Below are 21651 nucleotides of genomic sequence, written 5' to 3' on the forward strand. Positions count from 1 at the left end.
GACTAGATTAGCTGACCTGAACCAACGCGTCGTCAAAACAACCCTGGCCCGCCCCTTCAAGGACCGCTCGGCCGATCGCTTCCCAGCCCTTGCTGTTCGTGCCGAAAACGCGTGTGGGCTCGACTGGGCTGACCAACCTCTTCGGCATCGGGATTTCCGTCCTCCAGCCGGTCAAGGCTGTCATTCGGTTCGACCCGCTTGGTCAACCTGGCGCGCCCTGGACCGTGCGCCGATCACCAATGTGGATGCGAATGCCGCGTGGTGGTATTTCGATTCTGTCCGAGCGTATACCGGCGCGGCAGTCAGCCGAAGAACAGCTGAGCTACTGATATCGGAATGTAGCAGTCGAAATTCTGCCCCTGAAGCCGGATATTGCTCAATCAGCGTTGACGATGGCTTGGTGCACAAGCTTCCAACCAGACCGCGCAACGACAGCCCGTCGCCTGAGGATAGTCGGCGAGGGCCGCCATATCGCAAGCGTATCCTCCGTCGCATGCGCGCCGTCTTCGCCGAAAATGCAGACGCTTGTCTCGTCGAGAGATACATCCAGCTATTTTAGGGGGCTCCTCAGGATTGCGTGTTTGCTCGGGTGCGGACCGCCCCTCAGTTTCCCAATCGAGGAGCGATTCTACAATTCACATGTTTGGAGATCGCTCGCTAGGTAACCCGTCTGTGAACCCTGCAAGCCGATGCTTCAGATGCCGCCCATGCAGAGGTATTTCATTTCGAGGTAGTCCTCGAGGCCATGGCGGGATCCCTCCCGCCCGATGCCGGACTGTTTTATCCCACCGAACGGCGCCGCTTCCGAAGACATCCGGCCGGTATTTACCCCGACCATTCCATATTCCAAGGCCTCGGCGACACGCCAGACACGCTTCAGGTTAGAGGCATAAAAATACGCCGCGAGGCCGTAGATCGTTTCATTGGCATCACGCACGACCTGATCCGCATCGTTGAAGCGAATAATCGGTGCGAGCGGCCCGAATGTCTCTTCTTGCGCCACGGTCATCTCGCTGGTGACACCGGTCAGGACCGTTGGTTGGAAAAACGTGCCATTCGTGCCGACGCGTTTGCCCCCGCATCGAATTGCGCCGCCTTTAGCTACGGCATCGGCAATATGGGATTCAATCTTGGCCAAAGCCTGCTTGTCGATGAGAGGCCCGATGTCCACTCCGGGAGCGAAACCGTCACCAACTTGAAGTTGGCGAGCCCGTTCCACGAATTTCTCGACGAACTCGTCGTGAACGCGCGACTGGACGTAAAGGCGGTTCGCTGAAACGCAGGTCTGGCCGGCATTGCGGTACTTCGCCTGGATCGCACCGTCAACCGCGGCATCGATATCGGCATCATCGAAGACGATGAAGGGTGCATTGCCGCCGAGCTCTAGGCTGACTTTTTTGATCTGGTCCGAGCACTGGCGCATAAGTAAGCGCCCGATCTCAGTAGACCCGGTGAAGCTGATCTTGCGGACCTTGGGATTTGTGCAAAGTTCGCGGCCGACCGCGTCACCTTCGGACGCATAGATCAGGTTGACGACGCCTTCGGGGAAGCCTGCCTGATGGGCGAGGGCGAACATTGCTCCAGCCACGAGCGGCGTCTGTTCAGCGGGCTTGAGGACAATCGTGCAGCCCGCCGCCAAGGCTGGCGAGATTTTGCGCGCCACCATCGAGGCCGGGAAATTCCATGGGGTTATCGTGCCGACCACCCCGATGGGCTGCTTGATCACCAGCATTCGGCGGTCCGTCGATGGTGCGGAGATCGTCTCGCCATAGACGCGATTTGCCTCCTCGGCGTACCATTGCAGATACGCCGCAGCATGCGATATCTCCGATTTGGCCTCGGCAAGCGGCTTGCCCATCTCCGCGGTGAGAATTGCAGCGAGATCGTCGGTGTGGTCGATGATCAACTCATGCCATCGCCATAGAACATCGCTGCGCTCACGTGCGGTAAACCCTGCCCATCCAGGCTGCGCGACATAGGCCTTCTCGATTCCAGCGCATGTCTCTTCGACTCCCATGTCAGGTAGTTCTGCCAGCACTTCGCCGGTCGACGGGTTGAGGACCTCGAATGTCCGCTCTCTAATCCGCGTGCCAAGTGCCGGCAGGCGATCTATGGGTCCAAACAGGTCAGGGGATCTCAGGTGACGGATCATGGGCGGGCACAGGGGCAATCGGTTTCCTCCTCAACGCCAGGCGTATAAAGCAGGTTCGGTGTGTAGTCCGGACGTCCAAGCTCCTCATAGGACCTCGGCCAGACAGCTAGCAGACCACGGTTGCCAACTGGAAAGGGAGAATACCTGAATTCGCTAGAAGATGAGTCGCGGTTCTACTAGCCGGGCTCGACCGGCGGTTGCGCGCGGGCGGGTCCGGCCCGCGCACAACCCTGCCAAAGGTCTTCGCGGCCAGCGCCTGGTTCTAAGTGCCGGCCACCGCGTCGTTCGGTCGGCAATATTTGTTGTAGATCGTGAATGCGTCGGTGCCGTTCAGCTTTTCCATCTCCTATGTCGTGTTGACCTCCTCGTCCAGCAGACCTGCGGGTTCGTCTCTCTGCGCCAACGGCGCTCCTCCAGGATCACATTTCGCTCGGTCTTGATATCATCCTCGTTGAGGATGAGGTTGAACATGCGATCGGCCTCGAAGCCCCATCATCTCGCCCAAAACGAGTCATAGGCGGTGAGGGCGTTATTGTAGCCGCCACTCACTTAGACGGCTCGGTGAACTCGCTGTCGGCGCGGTTGGTGGTCGCTTTGAAGATCAGACGCTCGCGCGAAGACGGACCTGAAAAAAACGGCGGGTGGCGACATTCGCGAGGCGCTGAAAAACGAGGTCGTAGGACTGGGCGGGAAAAACGATGCCGTTGCTCTCTTCTGGCGTGATGGCCTGCCGCGAGGCCGTTGAACGTAATGAGTTGCTGCGGGAAGGGGAGTGTTTTCGCGGGACCTTGGTCAACGTAAGAAACAAACGTCGAGCTCGCCTTGGATGGGGGCATGCAGCACATTTGCCGCTGCAGGACAGCAGCACGGAAGCTGTCCGCGCTTGCCGTCGTCCCTGGGCACCAAACAGCAGAATTTAGCGGTCGCGATTGATTTCATGTGCGTAAAATACCGTCTGGTGCGCTCGGCTGCAAATGCATGCCTGGCGGAGTGGTCGCTTAGGTCAAGGGCATCGGGTGAGTAACAGCCTGACCTTGCTCAATCTGATGTGCGCTAACCGCCTCGCCGGATTGTGGAACTGCTCGCGGGTGGCTTCTACCACAAACAGCAAGGTCATGAAATCAAGCAGGAAGTCGTCAATCGCCTGGGAAATTGTTTCTGACTTGCCCTTGAACTGGTCCAGCAAAACGCGCGCGCTATCGATCGCTTCCACGCTGGTCGCATCGATCAACCCCTCGACCCACTTGAAACAATCCAACTCGAAACTCCTTAAGGCGCTCCCAAGGTGTTATGCACGAAGGCAGCTCCGTGGACTACCCGGCCTTTGACCTGGCGGCACGAGCAGCGGTCGGCCTTACGTCCCGCGCCTGCAAACCCGAGCCATCGACGTGGCGCTGAGGAGCGTTGGAAGAAATTGGGCGCTTCCGGCTACGCTCGAGCGGTAGTGTAGGACAGTGCTTGCTGGCGGCTACGCCCACAATGGAGTGCGCCAGCTGATCGGGGCTTAACAATTTTTCGCTTTTTGCTGCGCCCAACTCTCGGCTATGACTCGGACAGGCCTAATGGCCTGCCCACGTTGCATTGTAAAAGAAGGAACAAGTATATGCCGACTGGAACGGTAAAGTGGTTCAACAGCACCAAGGGGTTTGGATTTATCCAGCCCGACAATGGCGGTCCGGATGTTTTCGTCCACATTTCCGCTGTCGAACGCGCGGGCCTCTCGACCCTCGCTGACGGCCAGAAGATCAACTATGAGATCGAGCAGGATCGCCGCACTGGCAAGTCCTCCGCTGGCAGCCTCAGCAAAGCTGGTTGAAATTTTCTCCTGCGTCCTGGCAAGAGTAGGCACGTAGGTCCTCACGGCCGCTCGATGGGACCGAGCAAAAACTGAGGGCAGCAGATTGCTGCAGGCGTCGCGAATTCCTCATGAAACAAAGTTGTTTGAAAGGAAGGCGGGGTTGGCCCCGCCTTTTTATATGACCGCGCAGATTAAGCCGATGGCTGAAACGCTCCAGAACGAATCTCGATTGCCGAAATCAAGCCGCGACCTTCTTGCGGGTTCGCTTCGTCGGCGCAGGCTCCGGCGCTTCCGGCGCCTTCGGTTTGCGGCCGAGCCCCATCGTCTTGGCCAATGTCGAGCGCGCCGCGGCGTAGTTCGGCGCGACCATGGGATAATCCGCCGGCAGGCCCCATTTGGCCCGATATCCATCCGGCGTCAGCCCATAGTGGGTCGACAGATGGCGCTTTAGCGATTTGAATTTCTTCCCGTCCTCAAGGGAGATGATGTAGTCCGGTGTCACCGATTTCCTGATCGGGACTGCAGGCGTAAGGGCAACCGGCTCTTGCGCAGAGACACCTCCGGCCGTCGCTCTCAGAGCCGCATGCACTTGGCCGATGAGGGCAGGGAGATCCCCCACCGGGATCGGATTGTTGGAGACATAGGCCGACACGACATCGGCGGCAAGCTCAATGAGGGTGTCGACGTTTTTTCCGGCTTCTTCTGTCATGAAACTCTCCAGGCGGTGAAACATAGTCAGCGAAGCGTCGCTTCATAGGGCCGGTTGCCGCTGAAAGCAACAATGCTCGACAGCGTTATTGCCAATGCTCGTCCAGAAGCGACATCGATGCGCCATATTTCCCGTCGTGACGCTGAGCCACTCGTTGTTGCGACCCTGCCGAGGTGCGTGGCGCGTCCCGGCTGTAACTTTGCGTCGAACTTGCTAGTAGTCTTGAGCCTAAGCGCGGTTTTTTTGTCTCGGTATTACTTCTTTTGACTGTGAAATCAGGGATCGTGATCGCTTGCTGGTGGCGTCAGGGACGATGGACGTTCATTGGCCATGGCCAAATGTAAGTTCATCGCCCGGTGAGCCACTCTTCCGAGGGGCTGGGAACCGCCGCTGGTAACAAAGGACATCAATGTATTTCGGGGCGTTTCTTAGCCGGTACTCGAGAGACGGCAATCGCTGCGGACGACACCTGTTCCACGATATCGAACAGCGCGGCGACACAGGCAGCTTCTCGAATCTGGAGCGGCTTCTCGCAAGTTGGCGCCGCACCGAGAGGCCGGCAAGGACAGTGCGTCGCCTGCTTCAATCATGCGCATCAACCAGCCAGCGACGCTGTCCCGATACGGAATCCCGCGACTGGCCGTGTGATCTCGCCGGTAGTCGCCCCGGCCCTCTGCACGAAGCCTCGGGATGTGCCGATGATCAACCAGGCCACAAAGGTCGATGTCCTGAAGCAGGGATCACATGAGTTTGCCACTATGCGCAGGCTTGCCATGCGCTTCCGCGGCATTTTGCGGGGCCTGTGAATTGGGCAAGCTCGACACTTCGATCGATGTGGCGTCAACTCCGGGTCCGTCGCCATCACGCGTTTCGGTCGGGTCCTACGCCGTGACGCTGACGCCGTTCGCGATGCCATTGAACTACCGTGGAGCAACGGCCAGGCGGAAGGGCTGATCAACCGCCTGAAGACGATTAAACGTACCATTGGGCAGAGCGGGCTGCGAACTCATTAGGGCACGCATGCTGCCACTCAGCCGGCCTGATCACCACACAAAGCGAGGAAGAACCTAGTCAAGTGCAAAGCGACAATCGCCTCGACAGCGGGTCCCGGAAGGTTTATGCTGGCCAATGTTACCGCAATCCGGAATGGCGATTGAATACCTTCACGAGTGAAGGGAGTGAAACTTCTTTGTCGGCCAAATTGTTGACGGAACGCCCGGCGCCCATTGTTGCTACATGTCTAGATTCTTGGGGCGTTTTGGATGATGCAATCCACCATCTCACTCCAAAGGGCAGTGGAATCTGGAACAATGTCGCTTTTGTTCGCACGACATCCTTCGTGCCCGATTGGCATATCGTCTTTAACTCTGCTTCTCTTTTTGGGCTCCCTGTTGATATCGAGGCGAGCCCAAACAGGACAATTTTTGCAATCGGCGAACCGCCGACGAAAGCTCATCGCGCGTTTCATGAAGGGCAGGGGAAAAATACTATCGTCCTGACGTGTGACGCAGAGCTGGCTGCTCGGCAGAATGCAGCGCGCCGATTCGTTTTGTCTCCACCTATCACTCGGTCTTGGTCTGTAAACAAGACATATGACCAACTTCTGGTCAGCGAAGTCGTGGATAAGCCGCTTCGGCTCTCATGGATTACCAGTGACATCGCCCTGCTTAAAGGACATCGATATCGGCTGGCGTTTCTGGAACGGCTGAGAAAGGAGCTCGATTTTGACCTGTTCGGCCGAGGTTTTCGGCTGATTGGAGATAAATGGAACGCACTCGCACCTTACCGTTACAGTATAGCGTTCGAGAATACTCGTGCTGATTACTATTTTACAGAGAAGCTTATGGACTGCTTCGTTGCTGAAACAATGCCGATCTATTACGGCAGCCCGGCAATCACGAGGTTCTTCCCTTCGGACTCTATGGTTCTGATTGACCCAGAGGACAAGAACGTAATCCCAAAAATTCAAGAAATCATCGACTCGGACCTCTGGAAGGAACGTCGCGGCGCAATAAGAGAGGCGAAGCGGTTGGTCCTTGAGAAATACAATACGTTTGCTTATCTCGCGAGCTTCATCGAAAGCGTTCAGGATAAACCCTTACCGCCGGAAATTATACACATCGATTCGCCTGAGGTCGATTTTGGAATAGACGAATGAAGTACTCCAACGCTCGCTTCGCGTGCCCGGCGGTCGGTGGTCTGGCGAGATCGGTACGGAACGCTCGGCGGAGAATGCCTGCTGCGCAGACGGGCCGGCACGGGCGCACGAGGTCATGCGCCCCCGGCTGCCGCTGATCAGACGAACTGGGGAAGGCCAGGAACGGAATTGAGGACCTCGTCCACGAGTTCGTCGCCGGCATGTTCCTTGGCGCAGGCGATCGTCTCGTTGGCGAGGCCGGCGATCTTTGCCATGCTGAGACCCTCACTCATCAATTGCTGGCCGAGCCCCATAAGGCCGCCACCCTCTGGGTCGTCGCCATGATACTTCGCTACTAATTCCGAAGCTCCCGGAATGGCCTCGATCATGCGCGCAACGGGACCGTCGGCCGCGTGGCTTTGCAGGAAACCCAGCATTAACCCAACGCCCTTCTCTGCGAGAGCCGGGCCGATGCCGGCACCAGTGGCGATGCGCGGTAAGAATTCTTCCATGCAGGGTCTCTCTCTCTTTGATAAGGTTTACACGGGGCCGGTCCGGCGCCCAGCGCCCTTGGCCGAACCACAATTGAACTCCACAAAAATAGGCCGGCGGAAGTGCTATTGCGCGTAAAACCGCCTCTGTCAACGCAAGCTGCGTCGGACGTGCGTGTTTCGCGAACCGAAGATCATTCCAATTCACATCATTACGCATTGGCAACCGCACAGTTTGCGGTGGCTCGCTTATGGGCCAATGCCCTGCGCCCGTCAAATGATGACGACAAGGTGGTCATCGCCTAGGATCTGTGGATCGAGGTGTGAGGCAGTTACAGCCGGTGGACCTGCTCAAGCGCCGCGCCGGCACAAGGGCTAGATTGGCGATACTGCGCGTATTGGCCATGTCTTTCCTCGCGGGATGTTCGTAGAAGCGGAACTATATGCCGGTGTGACGATCGACAAGGCGGACCGGCTATTCCGATAGGACATCCATACTGTCGCATAGACCGTCGCTGCTTAGGTATTGAAACCGCCATCGCTGGTGACATCACAATGTGCAGTCGGCGGGTGTCGATAAGGTCGATTCACGCAATCAGCAGGTCCGGAGGAACGAATGAACCCTGAGGTTTCAAAAGCTCACTTTTCGCAAGGCGTGCAGCGCACATCGTGCAAGAGATTGCCAGTCTTGCGGGTGCTCTCGACTTTCTCAACGATGGCGGGAAGATCGCAGTGACCGAATCTACGAAGCCGCCGCCAGGGCGTGCTTTGATGCATACAAACGGTTGTCGAGCAGGGATACTCCTCCTCCCTGAAGTCCAATCGAGAAGAGCGATCACTTCCAAGAGGGTCCCAGCTCAGCCGCGAAAACAGGTGCCAGACCCCGATCCTCTCCCTCAACTGATCTAGCTCAGGGCGTTCATGAGCCGCAGATCGCATAGTGGCTGCGTGCACGACGCAGGAAGACCATTTATGAAAATCCTATTCAGAACGATGGCTGTCACCTTGCTGGCACCCACCGCCTTTGCTGCGGATTCGATCCCCACCGACCTCAGAGATACGGCATTGGCCACCTTCAGGGCTTTGCCATCCACCACGCCGACAGTAGCCAACAACCCGAACACCCCGGAAAAGATCGCTCTCGGCAAGGCACTGTTCTTCGATCCACGCGTCTCGGCGTCAGGCGTTTTGTCGTGCAACTCGTGCCACAACCTGGCCACGGGCGGCGACGACAATCACGAAACCTCGATCGGCCATGGTTGGCAGAAGGGACAGCGCAACGCGCCGACTGTACTGAACGCTGTCTTCAACATCGCTCAGTTCTGGGATGGTCGTGCCGCAGACCTGAAGGCTCAGGCGAAGGGACCGGTCCAAGCTGGCATCGAAATGGCCAATACACCGGACCAAGTCATCGCCACGCTCAAGTCCATGCCGCAATATGTCGAGTGGTTCGATGCAGCTTTTCCGGCTGAAGCCGATCGGGTCACCTTCGACAACTTCGCCAAGGCGATCGAAGCCTTCGAGGCGACATTGGTCACACCGGCCCCGTTCGACAGCTTCCTGAATGGTGATGAGCTTGCCATGACTTCCGAACAGAAACAGGGCCTGGCGCTTTTCATGGACAAAGGCTGCTCGTCCTGCCATGCCGGCATCAACGTTGGTGGGCAAGCCTATTTCCCCTTTGGCCTCGTGGAACAGCCCAGCGCCGAGGTCCTGCCGGACAAAGACAAGGGCCGATTCGCGGTCACCAATGCAGCCGATGACTACTATGTTTTCCGCGTGGCGCCGCTGCGCAACGTTGCACTCACCGCGCCATACTTTCATTCGGGCAAGGTTTGGGATCTGAAACAGGCCGTCGCTATTATGGGGACCACCCAGCTTGGCGTAGTACTGGCGGACGAAGAAGTTGATCTGCTTGTTGCCTTCCTCAACTCGCTGACCGGAGAGGCACCCGAGGTCACCTATCCCATCTTACCCTCCGAAACGGCGACAACGCCCCGGCCTGTAACGCAGATCTTAGGAAAATAAGGGCCAACTGGCTGCGGACGTCGCAATCGAAAATGATTGCGGCTTTTACTTGGGCCACACGAATTGCCACGTCCATCTCCGAATTGGCGGGACACGCTAGCAATACCCGAAACCTGCAACCTCGCCCGTAGTCTGCGCAAATCAACTGGGGAAGCGGACAGACGCGCAGCATCATATATTGTCGCCGCCTGAGCGAACATGCCAAGCAGTCTACTTTGAGAAACGACGTGTGTACGATTTGTTCGAGGCGCGGGGCCTGTATGTTCCCAAGGACCAATACTATAGCGTGGTGTCACATTTATATTTCTGCGGGATGAGGACACGTGCCGAAGGAAAATTGCACATTTTCGCCGTGTGGCTTATTTTCAAGAGTGTGATCGGGTTGGCATATTCCCGGCCGACATCCGCCGGCCGGCAACTCCCCACACGGTGAGGAAGAGAAGCCTCACGCCTGCACTTTCTGCCGGAGCGCGCGCGCTGCAGCGACCATGTTCATGAGGGCAGGGCGGACCTCCTCCCATTTGCGTGTTTTGAGGCCACAGTCCGGGTTTATCCACAGTTGTCCGTCGGACAGTCGCTCGCGGGCAAGCATGACTAAGTCCGAAATCTCGCCGACTTCCGGGACGCGTGGTGAGTGAATATCATAAACGCCGGGACCGATTTCGTTCGGATATTTGGAGCTCGTGAAGGCGTCCAACAGCTCCATCTTCGAGCGCGACGTCTCAATCGAAATGACATCCGCATCCATTTCAGCGATCGCGGGAATGATCTCGTTGAACTCCGAATAGCACATGTGGGTATGAATTTGAGTCGCGTCCTTTACACCCGTTGAAGCGATCCGGAAGCATTCGACAGCCCAGTCGAGATAGACTTTCCAGTCAGATTGGCGCAGTGGCAATCCTTCGCGAAACGCGGCCTCATCGATCTGGACCATCCTTGCGCCGGACCTTTCGAGATCCGTCACTTCGTCGCGGATGGCGAGCGCGATCTGGCGGCAGGCTTCGGAGCGGGGTACGTCGTCGCGAACAAAAGACCAGTTGAGAATGGTGACTGGGCCTGTGAGCATTCCCTTCACGGGCTTTTCCGTAAGCGACTGGGCGAATTGCCACCAGCGCACTGTCATCGGATTGCGCCTCGATACGTCGCCGAAAATGATGGGGGGACGCACGTAGCGCGACCCATAGCTTTGTACCCAGGCATGCTGGGTGAGCGCGAAGCCGGACAACTGCTCGCCGAAATGCTGTACCATGTCGTTTCGCTCGAACTCACCGTGCACCAGCACGTCCAGCCCGATCTCTTCCTGCCAGCGAATTGCAGCCTCGATCTCCTTCTTCAGGAACGTCTCATAGTCGACATAGCTCAGCTGGCCCTTCGCATGAGCGGCCCGCGCCTTGCGTACCTGCGGCGTCTGCGGGAAGGACCCGATGGTCGTCGTCGGGAACGGCGGCAGCCCGAGTGAGCCGGCTTGGACTCTGGAGCGCTCGCCAAAAGCGCTCTCTCGTCGCTTCGCGCTGTCCTCAATGCTAGCGATCCGCCCCTGAACAAGCGGGTCATGGATCCTCGTGGATGTCACGCGCGTGGCGGCAGCCTCGGCAGACGCTTTCAACGCGCCTGCCACCGCATCCCTGCCTTGGGACAGGGCCCGGGCCAGCAAGACCAGCTCGTCGGTCTTCTGGGCCGCGAAGGCGAGCCACGACCTGATGTCGGCGTCGAGTTCCGTCTCCATGCGCAGATCAATCGGCACATGCAGCATCGAGCAAGAAGGCGCGATCTCGACGCGGTCCAAGGGCCAGCCGGCGACGATCGGTTTGATGCGGTCGAGAATGGCGGGCAGGTTCGCACGCCAGACGTTGCGGCCATCGATCAAGCCAAGCGAGAGCACCAGATCCTTCGGAGCGAGCCGACCCACCGTTTCCAGCTGCTCGGGAGCGCGCACGAGATCAATATGCAGCCCGGCCAGGGGCAGAGAAACCGCGGTTTCGAGATTGTCCCCCAGCGACCCGAAATACGTAGCCAGCATGATCTTCAGCTCGGGCGCGGCTTTCGACAGCTGGCCATAGGCGAATTCGAACGCAGCTCGTTCGTTCGGGTTCAGATCGAGGACAAGCGCTGGCTCATCGATCTGCACCCAGTCGGCTCCCGACAGCTTCAGCTTCTGCAGGACTTGCTCGTAAACGGGCAGCAGCCGCGGTAGGAGCGCGATGGGACCGAACCCCTCGGCAGGCGATTTCGCCAGCTTGAGGAAGGTGATGGGTCCAAGGATGACTGGGCGTGTGTGAATGCCGAGAGCTTTAGCCTCGAGGAAGTAATCGACCGGCTTCGATGACGAGAGGGCGAACGTCTGATCATCATCGAGTTCCGGCACAATGTAGTGGTAGTTGGTGTCAAACCACTTGGTCATTTCCATCGCGGTTACACCAGGTCCATGAGCCTCCTCCTGGTGACCAGCGTGTCCACAATCCTCCGTCTGACCCTGGTTGCCGCGCGCCATTGCGAAGTAGATGTCAAGTGGGACCTCGCCGCTATTCCAGCCGTAACGGGATGGAACGGCCCCGACCATGGCTGCGGTGTCGAGCACATGGTCGTAAAGCGAGAAGTCGTTCGACGGGATTTTCGACACGCCGCGATCGCGCTGCTCTTCCCAGCTAGCGGCACGGAGCGCCTTCGACGTCGTGAGAAGGTCGCCAGCGGACGATGTTCCGGACCAGTAGCTTTCAAGCGCGAATTTCAGTTCTCGCCGACGACCGAAGCGCGGCACGCCGAGCGTTGCTACAGGAATTTCCTGAGAGTCAGTCATGTCATACCCCGATGGTTGGGGCGCCGATGACAAGGAAGGCGCTAGCAGACCGGCACGAACGCCGGCTTGCAGCGGCCACCGAGACACCCCGCCCGTGGACGTAAATCGCCGTGGCAGGTCTCCTGGCTCGCGGGGTCATAGCCTCTACCCGTCTTCCTGAGGGTATTCGCCTCAGTGACATGAGTGGGGTTGGCTCGCCGCTAACAGTTGCGGGGGCAGCGCCGGCATTGCACCGGCTTCCCTCTTAGCTCCGCTGCGGCAGCGCCGCACGCGAGAACCACGACACGCAGACAATCACAGCAGTCCGCTCTTTTGTCAATGACGCATAACGAAATGTTTATGTCGTTATGTGATTTCGCTTTTACACTTGTCTAACATTCTGAAATATTCAGTCGCCCATTGGCGGCGCTGCTCCGCTGCCACCATTGTCCAACTAATGGATCCCTGTCGGGCTGCGACATCCCTCGCAGGTCGCCGATGAAGGATTTCGGACAAGACTTCAAGCGCGTGACAACGTCATTAGAATGCAGAAGATCGCATTGGTGGCGATGTTTAACGATGCGGCCGCAAGCCGTGCGTGCGTGGTAGAAGCGGTTTTCTCGGAGAGAGCCAAACCGTGGTCCGAGGGGAATTGGCACGCCAGTCGTCATCACGGGTGACTAGGCAATCGTGATGACTCCGCTCGGCGGCAAGAGACCACACTGACGGAGCCTGGCTCAAGGGTCTGATGCAAAGCCCGACTGTGGTCCCGATAAGCCGCTTAAGCCGCATTCAGGCGGTCAGGATAAGTATCTCTCTCTCCAAGCGCTCGGCATTGAGGGATGCGCAAATGCAGGCAAAGCTCGCGTGCTTCATATTCTGCATCATACGATCGGCAGGACCCAGTTTTTATCCAGTGCACGCGTCAGCGCGGTGTGCAATTCTGGCTCGGTCCGATACGAAGGCATTTGGGCCTCGCTGATCCAGCCCAAGCCAACATAGTGGAAGTGATCCGCAGGGACCGTAACCCGGCTGCTGTCCAGTTGCCGAACGAAGTCCGCTGACCAATGGTGGATCGTATACGCTTCAAGTTTGTCCATCATCCTCCGCCAGCGTTGGATGCGTTCTTCGCGCGGCATGCTGGCCGCTCTTGAGATCGCGGTAGCTATCTCGTCGGAGAGCCTCGGATTTACCAGCAGGGCGTCCTCGCCGAAGTCTTCGGCCGCGCCGGCAAACTTCGATAACACCAGAACGCCAGGGTCGCTCGGATCTTGTGCAGCAATGTATTCTTTCGCCACAAGATTCATGCCATCGCGCAACGGCGTCACAACGCAAACACGCGCGGCTCTGTAAAGACCCGCTATCTCAGCTTGGGTGAACGACCTGTTCTCATAGATAATCGGCATCCACTCGTCCGTGCCATGCCGGTTGTTGACTTGATTGACGAGTCTTTCGACGTCGCGCCGATATTCGCTGTACGCTTGGATGTCGCCACGTGAGGGAGTTGCGATTTGCAAGAGCGAGACACGTTGCGGCTCGACTGCCAGCAGATCGAAAGCTTTAATCCGATTGTCGATGCCCTTGGTGTAGTCGAGCCGATCGACGCCGATAACTAGCTTTGCTCCGCCAAGTTTCAACTGCGAAATGTAGGCTTTCTGCGCCTCAAGCGAATCTGCGGCACACTGTTCGAATTGCTTCGGATCGATACCTATAGGAAAATTTTGGCATTGCGTCTGGCCATGGTCCGAGAAAACGACCCCGTTCTTGCTCTCCAGCCCCAAATGAGATTGGACACAGGCGAGGAAATTGCTCACATCACGGTCGGTCTGGAAACCGAGCAGATCATACTCGAGCATACATTTCATTAGCTCGCCAGAATTGGGCACGCGCTCCATCATGTCAGACTCGGGCCATGGCGTATGCAGGAAATGGCCGATCGGCCGGTCAATGCCGAGTCTGTGCAAATCAGCGCCGAGCGGCAGGAAATGGTAGTCATGAACCCAGTAGACTGCGTTATCTCCCAATTCGGACACCGCGCGCGCCATGAAGGCATTGACGTCGCGATAACTTTTATAATCCTCTTCCGAGCCTGAGATCCGGTCCGGCAGCGAGTGGAGCGCCGGCCACAATATTGAATTTGCAAAACCTTGATGGTACCGAGAATAGTCCGCTGCCGGCCCATCGAGCCACCCGATTTGACCTTTGCCACGCTGCACGAGGGGCACCTGTTGCTTATCCCCGTCGCCCAGATGCTCGGAAAAACCTACCCAGACCGCGCCGGAACGCTCCACGACGCACTCCAGGGCCGCCGAAAGCCCGCCTGTCTTGGGCTGATCAGAATTGACAGTCGCACCGCGGTTGGAAATTGCGATAAGACTCCTATGTGGCTGCTGGGCCGCCGTGTTGAAGCGCTGGTCTGCGGCTGAGACAACAGGACGGGACGGGCCAACTTCGGCTTGTTGTTCTCGCTCCTGTGGCAAGTCTCTCAGGGGTTGTTCAAAAGCGATTAGTTCGTGAACAGCCCCAGTTTGCCATGTGAGGTTCCGGCGCGGCGAGTTGGCGTTGTTCAATGCGTCCATTTCATGCCTCCGTTGAATATTCCCCATGATGGAGCAACTGGCATTCCCAGATTGGCACACCCCCTGCTGACGAGAATCTGACGAGCGTCAGAGCAAATGGCGACCGATTGTCGCGTTTCGGCTTCGGCGCCCTCAAGAACCGGCTTATCGCGAAAATAGCTGTCGACCCGATCGAGCGGACCGTGCTTGCGGTAATTGTTGGATTGTTCGGATAAGAGATACACCCAGTAGATGCCAGCACCTGTTGAAATGAACTGAAACTATGTCGCTGCCGCCAAGGCTGCCGGGCCCTGTGATGCGATCCTGCGTCTGCCGAAGAGTTTTGACACGGAGATCGGAGAGGGCGGGATAGTCCCTTTCCGCTCGTCAGGGCCCGTTTTTGAATCCCTTCCTCGTTGCCCTCGACGATCCCAAAATCGTGGAACCCAGACCGCGATGTGAATACCAGCCAGGCGAGCACTTCCTGACATCCGCGAATGCCGGGCTCCACATCCGGCGCCTCGTCGAGATTGACGAAGATGAAGCCCTGCTGGCAATTCCGCTGGTCCCATACCAATGGCGAACCAGTCAGCCCGCATTCGGCATCGTGGGACGTCGCAAGTCAAGTGCTCCGACGGACGCCGCGAGTTCTCCGTTACCTCAGGAACCTTACTGGCCTTCCCCAAGCTGAGCTTCTGGAGAATGCCGGTGGCGATCTCGATGACGGTGAATGCCGTCAAGGCAAGCCCGCCTTGCACCGCTCTTCCAGCGAGCTTCACGGCAGCAGAATCGGTCAGTTCTCCGAAGCGAATGGCTGTCGCTATCAGCGAGCTTTGACACAGTTCCGCCACTGCGATGATCGCGTCAGTAGGGCGGCTGGTTAGTTGCCCGCGCATCTACAGCAACCCAGCCCGTTCCGCCTCGCGGCGCAAATTCTGCCTTGGCCTTGGGCCGATCTGCTGGATCACCAGGCCGGCCGCCAGCGAGCCAAGGTCGCCGCAGGTCTTGAGGTCGCGGCCCTGCGTGTAGCCATGCAGGAAACCGGCGGCATAGAGATCGCCCGCGCCCGTCGTGTCGACCAGCTCCTTGATGGCGGTCGCATGGATGACCACGGTCTCGTCGCCGCGCACGATAACCGAGCCTTTTTCCGAGCGTGTGACGGCGGCGATCTTGCAGTCCTTGCGGATCTGCGCCACCGCTTCGTCGAAGGACGAGGTCTGGTAGAGCGACTTGATCTCGTCGCTGTTGGCAAAGACGATGTCGACCGTGCCCGAGCGCATCAGATCGAGGAACTCGTCGCGGTAGCGGTCAACGCAAAACGAATCCGACAGTGTCATCGAGACTTCGCGCCCGGCCTCGTCCGCGAGCTTCGCCGTCTGCCGGATCGCCTCCTTGGCGCGCGGCGGGTCCCACAGATAGCCCTCGAAATAGGTGACCTTGGCGCCAGACGCCTTGTCGGCCTCGACATCCTCCGGCCCAAGCTCGACGCAGGCGCCGAGATAGGTGTTCATCGAGCGCTCGCCGTCCGGGGTGACGAAGATCATCGAGCGCGCCGTCGGCGGCTCGCCCTCGAGCGGCCTGGTGTCGAAGGCAACGCCCTGCGCATGGATGTCGTGCGCATAGATTTCGCCCAGCGCATCGTTGGACACCTTGCCGAAGAAGGCGGCGCGGCCGCCGAAGCTGGCGACGCCGGCCGCCGTGTTGCCGGCGCTGCCACCGGAGGCCTCGATCGCCGGCCCCATGTGGCTGTAGAGCAGCTCGGCGCGCTTGGTATCGATGAGGTTCATGGCACCCTTGATGATGCCGTTGGTCACCAGAAAAGCGTCGTCGCACTGGGCGATAATGTCGACAATGGCATTGCCGATGCAAAGCACGTCATAATCCGGCATCAATGTCTCCGCTTGGGCTTTCCGCTTGCCAATTCGCTCGCCGGCGGCTTCACGGGGCGGCTAGTCCTGCCTCGCGACGCAATTCGTCCGCCCTGTCTGTCTTCTCCCAGGTGAAATCAGGCTCTTCACGGCCGAAATGGCCATAGGTGGCTGTATTGCGGTATATAGGGCGCAAGAGATCAAGCATCTTGATAATGCCTTTCGGTCTGAGATCGAACAACTCAAGAATGAGGCGCTCGATCCTGCTTTCCTCAACCCTGGCTGTCCCGAACGTGTTGACCATGACGGAAACCGGACTGGCCACGCCGATTGCGTAAGCAAGCTGCACCTCGCACACGTCCGCAAGTCCGCTGGCGACGATGTTCTTTGCGACATAGCGGGCCGCATAGGCAGCCGAGCGGTCAACCTTGGACGGGTCCTTGCCCGAGAAGGCGCCGCCGCCATGACGACCCATCCCGCCATAGGAATCGACGATGATCTTGCGTCCAGTGAGACCGCAGTCGCCGCGCGGCCCGCCGACTACGAACCGCCCCGTCGGGTTGACCAGAATTCTGATGCCTTCCGTCTCCAGGTGGGTCGGCAGGACAGGCTTTATGATTTCCTCAATGACGCCCTCGCGGACAGTCTCTTGCGAGACCTGCTCGTCATGTTGCGTCGACACGACGATGGTATCCAGGGCGACCGGGCGCAACCCCTCATAGCGCACTGAGACTTGGGATTTCATGTCAGGACGCAACCAGCCAAGCTGTGCCTTCCGGACATACGCCTGCCGTTTCGTCAAGCGATGAGCGAGCTGGATCGGCAAAGGCATCAGGGTATCGGTTTCGCGGCATGCGTAGCCGAACATGAGGCCCTGATCTCCCGCTCCCTGCTGGAGGTCTTGCCCTCTTCCCTCGTCAACGCCTTGGCTGATGTCGGGCGACTGCTCGGTGAGGGCATGGACGACGGAGCAACGCCGGCCGTCGAAGCCGACGGCCTCGTCGTCGTACCCAATGTCGAGAATCGTATCGCGCGCAACTTGGCTGTAATCCACCTGGACATCGCTGGTAATCTCGCCAGCCAGAACGACTATCCCTGATTTTACCAACGCTTCACAGGCGACGCGCGCCTTGGGATCTGTGCGGAGGATGGCGTCGAGGATGGCATCCGAGATGTTGTCGGCCAACTTATCCGGGTGCCCCGCGCCAACCGATTCGGAAGAGAACACGAACTGCCTAGCCATGAATACCTCGCTTCGGGTGTTGGATGTGGTATGGGCATTTTGCTTGGCCCACCTTACTTGTCGGAGATGCCCGGGACCTCGAACGCAGCGCACAAGTCGGCAACGTCTCTTCGCACGCAGGCATGGAGATCTTCGTCGTCTGGCCGCTGGAGGACGGAGTCAATGAAGCCAGCAATTTGCTCCATTTCCACATCGCGCATGCCCATTGACGTCACTGCTGGTGCCCCCAGGCGAATTCCGCTTGTGACCGCCGGATCCCGCGGGTCGCCAGGCACCATATTAAAGTTTGTGATGATTCCTGCCTTTGCTAGTCGCTCGGCATAGGCCTTGCCCGATAGTGGCCGATTGCGAAGATCAAGGATCAGCATGTGATTGTCCGTCCCCCCGGTCACCAGGTCATGACCTCGCTCAAGCAGTGCATGTGCCAGAGCCTTGGCGTTCTTGACCGTCTGTTGGCCGTAGCTTCGGAAGGACGGGTTCGCGGCTTCGTGCAAGGCAACCGCTAGCGCAGCGATGGCATTCATGTGAGGCCCGCCTTGCAGGTGAGGGAAGACCGCCCGGTCTATTCGTCTGGCGAGATTGTATTTGCTCTTTGTATGATACAGGGCCTGATAGCGATCTTCGTTCCTTGACAAAATGAAGCCACCGCGGGGACCGCGGATCGACTTGTGGGACGTGCTGCTGACCACGTCGCAATGGCCCACGGGATTCGGGTGCGCTCCCGCGGCAATCAGGCCGCTGATGTGCGCAATGTCGGCTACGAGATAGGAGTTCGCTTCCAGGGCAATTTCTGCCATTGCCGCGTAGTCAAAGACACGCGGGTAAGCAGTTCCGCCGACCCAAATGAGCCGCGGCCGTTCCCGCTTGGCTGTCTCGCGCAAGCGGTCATAGTCAATCTGCTGTGTCGTTTCATCCAACCCATAGGGCACGCGTTGATAGTCAGTACCGGAAAAGTTGATGGCCCAACCATGAGTCAGATGGCCCCCTTCCGGAAGGGGCAAGCCCATGACTTTGTCACCGGGACTCAAAAGCGCACGATAGACAGCCTGGTTGGCCGGCGAGCCGGAATAAGGCTGGACGTTGGCATGCTCGCTGCCAAATAGTGATTTCAGGCGCTCAATGGCTAGATTCTCAAGCTCATCAACGATCTCGTTTCCAGCGTAGTAGCGCGCACCGGGGTACCCCTCGGCGTACTTGTTCGTGAAAATCGAGCCGTTCGCTTCCAGCACGGCCGAGGACGCAAAGTTCTCTGAGGCGATGAGCTTGAGGGTCGTCCGCTCCTGCCGCTCCTGTCTCAGAAGCAGCTCGTGAACGCGGCAATCAACCGCGGCCAAGGAAGACCGCCCGTGGGTGTCGGGCTGTGCGATCGCACCGTCTGCGGAGTTGTCCATGGTAGCTTCGCGCTCCAATTGGATTGACCTATTTCACGATCAAGCACGCGGTCCCCTTCGGCCGCGTGTCTCGTACCGCTTCGAGCCGCTGCAGGTCCTGTTTATGATAGCCGTCGCGATGGGGCAGGAGATCGACCAATAATTGAACCAGCCCGCCGTCGTTGGATCCTGCGTTGAGATGGTACGAGCGCCACGGAGGCTGTTCGTTGCAGCAAAGAAAGTCGGCTCTGGCGAGCAGCCGGACGTGTCGCGCAACCCGCTCTCGACACACGCCCAGAATCTCCGCTAGCTCGCAGACAGTTAGGTCCGCATGCGCACAAAGGCCCAGGATTCGAAGGCGGTCTGGATGCGCTGCCATGCGTAGGCGACTAACCAGTGTCATCATGGCTCAGGACCAAGTCCTGCCGAATTTCTCATTTCGCGTTCTCCACAGAAGCTGCAGATTTCGAAGGTTGTCCAACGACCGGACAAATCTCGGTGGCCGTGACGACCGTCGATATCCTGTGTCGAACAAACAAATGGGCGCTCTTCTTGCCTTTAGCCGAAATTGCAGGCAGTTCGGCGAGTCGAAGACAAGCGGGGCCACGGTTTGGACGTTGCAATAAGCCTACCATTCACAGCAAGCCGGAGTTGCTAAGAGTCTATGATTTTCCTTGAAGGATCTGTTGCAACGTTTGCCCAGCCTGGCCTGCTCCCGGTTTGCAGCGGTCATCGTCAGGCGATCCATCGCCTCTGCGAGCACGATCAGGAGTTTGCCCTCCATCGCATCGCTGATCAGCTCCTGAAGGCCGGGACGCAACAGCGACGCGCCCCAGATCGCGCGGTGGGTATTGCTGTCGACGACTGTCCAGCCTTGCTTTTCAGCACGCAAGCAGCAGAGCCGCAACTGATCCTCGATCGAGGCGTCTCGGTGTTTGCCAGTTGACTAGCGAGCGCCAAGCGCGACCTTCATGAGGCGGCCCCTTACTCCGGGACGCGGTCTCGCGTTTGGCTATCCGTTTCGGCTTGAACGAAATCCCGTGCGGCCTGTCGCGCCAGCAAGGACCAGATTGACGAAGCGTCGATCGGGCTTCGGCAACGCAGGCACAGCCGATTCGCGGGCCGCGCCGGCGACCACACGAAGCTTTTCGGCTGTTGCACGTTTCGGTCGCGCTTTGATCGCGTTCCTGTCCTGACGCGAAATACTCCATTTCGCGACAATGATGCGAAGTCACAGTGCTTCGACAAGATGGAAATTCTTTGTGATCAATAACGCGCGTCGCGCAGGAGCCAGTGCTGGCCGATGACGGGGCACCTTGTGCTCCGAAGAAGCCATGGCTATATATCCGGATAGAGAACGGAGGCACGCGATGGGCAACACTGCACAGAAGAGAGCCATCGAGAATTATCGCTCTCGCCTGGCTGAGCGCGGCATCGCGCGGTTCGAGATCCTGGCGTTCGACGCAGACCGCGATCTACTGCGAACTCTCGCCCGAAAATTAACGGAGAGCGGGCCGGATGCCCGACAGCTTCGTCGGACCATACAGCAAGCTGTGGCGGGTGAGCCACCGAAAGCGGGCAGCATTCTCGCCGCGTTGCGTCGCTCGCCTCTGGTTGGCTCCAGTCTCGACCTCAGCCGGCCGCGCGAAGAGGGGCGCAAGATCGACCTGTGACGCGCTACCTTCTTCATACCAATATCATCAGCAACGTCATAAAGCCGGAGCCTTCGGGCTCGTTGCTGGCCTGGATGGGCGCGCAGAAGGACGAAGACCTCTTCATTGCTTCGCTTACTGTCGCCGAAATTCGCCGAGGCATCCTAGAGAAGCCGAAGGGGAAAAAGCGCAGCAGCCTTGAAACTTGGTTCGAGGGCTCCGAAGGCCCGCAAGCGCTGTTCGCTGGCCGCGTGCTATCGTTCGACGAGAAAGCCGGCCTCGTGTGGGCGCGGCTGATGGCCAACGGCAAAGCCAGAGGCCGTTCGCGGAGCGCCCTAGACACAATCATTGCCGCTATAGCTGAAGCCAACGAGTGTGTCGTAGTGACCGACAATGAAAAGGACTTCGAGGACGTTCAGATAATCAACCCGCTCCGTAGCTCTGGAAGCCAAGCGGGTGATGATAGCTCCAACGGTCCGGCCGATTCAGTTTGAGGATTTCAGCGGCACGGAGTCCGAACGTCTCGTGTTCGCCTACCTTTAGCGATGGCTGGATTGATCTTGCTTAGTTCGGCCAGGGGCGTCTCTTCCAGTTCCGCTTTAATGCCATCCCGGTTCATCTAGTCAGCTCGATCTACCAACAGTTCGCACGCACGAGCGCCGCGGACAAGGCGCGATCGCAGGGACTGCGCGATATGCGTGTCGAGCTCGTCCATCTTACACTCGATCTCGTCTTCGAAGGCCTCTCGCCAAACGCCACTATAGTCGATGCCGCGCGCGGCTCGGGGCCTTCTCATCGAGGCTTTCTCGCGACTGGTCTGGCGCGCTACCAATGGCAAGTTCGCCCGCCGGGAACTCGTCGGTCTGTAC

General features: G+C 58.6%; 15 protein-coding genes, 2 pseudogenes and 1 riboswitch. Of the genes and pseudogenes, 6 read left to right on the forward strand and 11 right to left on the reverse strand.

Translation table 11 applies throughout. The features are described 5' to 3' along the window. Positions 1–694: 694 nt before the first annotated feature. The gene (locus NKJ67_RS24615) at positions 695–2152 is read right to left on the reverse strand and encodes an NAD-dependent succinate-semialdehyde dehydrogenase (protein ID WP_352583631.1); all 1458 of its coding nucleotides are present in this window, start codon (positions 2150–2152) and stop codon (positions 695–697) included. A 1003-nt stretch (positions 2153–3155) separates the two neighbouring features. Beyond that, positions 3156–3410: a hypothetical protein gene (locus NKJ67_RS24620; RefSeq protein WP_352583633.1), complete on the reverse strand. Its 255-nt coding sequence runs from the start codon at positions 3408–3410 to the stop codon at positions 3156–3158. A gap of 345 nt (positions 3411–3755) precedes the next feature. Between NKJ67_RS24620 and NKJ67_RS24625 the strand changes: the two genes are divergently transcribed. Continuing rightward, a complete protein-coding gene (locus NKJ67_RS24625) occupies positions 3756–3968 on the forward strand; it encodes a cold-shock protein (protein WP_023679670.1) in 213 nt (70 codons plus the stop codon). A 220-nt stretch (positions 3969–4188) separates the two neighbouring features. On the opposite strand, the gene NKJ67_RS24630 is transcribed toward NKJ67_RS24625, so the two are convergent. After that, complete coding sequence (locus tag NKJ67_RS24630) at positions 4189–4659, reverse strand: Ros/MucR family transcriptional regulator (RefSeq protein ID WP_023783325.1); 471 nt, start codon at positions 4657–4659, stop codon at positions 4189–4191. 412 nt (positions 4660–5071) lie between these two features. Between NKJ67_RS24630 and NKJ67_RS24635 the strand changes: the two are divergent. Then, positions 5072–5730 (forward strand): annotated as a pseudogene (locus NKJ67_RS24635) (transposase); the annotation flags it as partial. An 82-nt stretch (positions 5731–5812) separates the two neighbouring features. Continuing rightward, complete coding sequence (locus NKJ67_RS24640; protein WP_352583635.1) at positions 5813–6817, forward strand: glycosyltransferase family 10 domain-containing protein; 1005 nt, start codon at positions 5813–5815, stop codon at positions 6815–6817. Positions 6818–6954: 137 nt separating this feature from the next. On the opposite strand, the gene NKJ67_RS24645 is transcribed toward NKJ67_RS24640, so the two are convergent. Next, the gene (locus tag NKJ67_RS24645; protein ID WP_023737108.1) at positions 6955–7308 is read right to left on the reverse strand and encodes a hypothetical protein; all 354 of its coding nucleotides are present in this window, start codon (positions 7306–7308) and stop codon (positions 6955–6957) included. 951 nt (positions 7309–8259) lie between these two features. Between NKJ67_RS24645 and NKJ67_RS24650 the strand changes: the two genes are divergently transcribed. Then, on the forward strand, positions 8260–9315 hold the full coding sequence (locus NKJ67_RS24650; RefSeq protein WP_023812678.1) for a cytochrome-c peroxidase: 1056 nt from the start codon (positions 8260–8262) through the stop codon (positions 9313–9315). A 445-nt stretch (positions 9316–9760) separates the two neighbouring features. Here the strand turns inward: NKJ67_RS24650 and metE are convergent, their stop codons facing one another. From metE to NKJ67_RS24685, 7 genes and pseudogenes are all read right to left on the reverse strand, one after another. Beyond that, on the reverse strand, positions 9761–12112 hold the full coding sequence (gene metE / locus NKJ67_RS24655) for a 5-methyltetrahydropteroyltriglutamate--homocysteine S-methyltransferase (RefSeq protein WP_352583637.1): 2352 nt from the start codon (positions 12110–12112) through the stop codon (positions 9761–9763). 95 nt (positions 12113–12207) lie between these two features. After that, positions 12208–12409: riboswitch (cobalamin riboswitch) on the reverse strand. 566 nt (positions 12410–12975) lie between these two features. After that, complete coding sequence (locus NKJ67_RS24660; RefSeq protein ID WP_352583639.1) at positions 12976–14670, reverse strand: alpha,alpha-trehalose-phosphate synthase (UDP-forming); 1695 nt, start codon at positions 14668–14670, stop codon at positions 12976–12978. Positions 14671–15545: 875 nt separating this feature from the next. Continuing rightward, complete coding sequence (locus tag NKJ67_RS24665) at positions 15546–16538, reverse strand: adenosine kinase (RefSeq protein WP_352583641.1); 993 nt, start codon at positions 16536–16538, stop codon at positions 15546–15548. A gap of 49 nt (positions 16539–16587) precedes the next feature. Beyond that, positions 16588–17760 carry a methionine adenosyltransferase gene (gene metK, locus NKJ67_RS24670; protein WP_352583643.1) on the reverse strand — a complete coding sequence of 391 codons (1173 nt, stop codon included), beginning with the start codon at positions 17758–17760 and terminating at the stop codon, positions 16588–16590. Positions 17761–17813: 53 nt separating this feature from the next. Next, positions 17814–19151 carry a serine hydroxymethyltransferase gene (gene glyA / locus NKJ67_RS24675; protein ID WP_352583645.1) on the reverse strand — a complete coding sequence of 446 codons (1338 nt, stop codon included), beginning with the start codon at positions 19149–19151 and terminating at the stop codon, positions 17814–17816. Positions 19152–19179: 28 nt separating this feature from the next. Then, complete coding sequence (locus NKJ67_RS24680; RefSeq protein WP_084026290.1) at positions 19180–19536, reverse strand: ArsR/SmtB family transcription factor; 357 nt, start codon at positions 19534–19536, stop codon at positions 19180–19182. 222 nt (positions 19537–19758) lie between these two features. Then, positions 19759–20064 (reverse strand): annotated as a pseudogene (locus NKJ67_RS24685) (recombinase family protein); the annotation flags it as partial. A gap of 436 nt (positions 20065–20500) precedes the next feature. Between NKJ67_RS24685 and NKJ67_RS24690 the strand changes: the two are divergent. Both NKJ67_RS24690 and NKJ67_RS24695 read left to right on the forward strand, forming a co-directional pair. Beyond that, a complete protein-coding gene (locus tag NKJ67_RS24690; RefSeq protein WP_352583647.1) occupies positions 20501–20803 on the forward strand; it encodes a hypothetical protein in 303 nt (100 codons plus the stop codon). Beyond that, positions 20800–21276: a type II toxin-antitoxin system VapC family toxin gene (locus NKJ67_RS24695; RefSeq protein ID WP_352583649.1), complete on the forward strand. Its 477-nt coding sequence runs from the start codon at positions 20800–20802 to the stop codon at positions 21274–21276. The genes NKJ67_RS24690 and NKJ67_RS24695 overlap by 4 nt, the downstream gene beginning before the upstream one ends. The last annotated feature ends 375 nt before the right edge of the window (positions 21277–21651 follow it).

Source organism: Mesorhizobium sp. M0088 (assembly GCF_040322895.1).
In the GTDB taxonomy this organism is placed as follows: domain Bacteria; phylum Pseudomonadota; class Alphaproteobacteria; order Rhizobiales; family Rhizobiaceae; genus Mesorhizobium.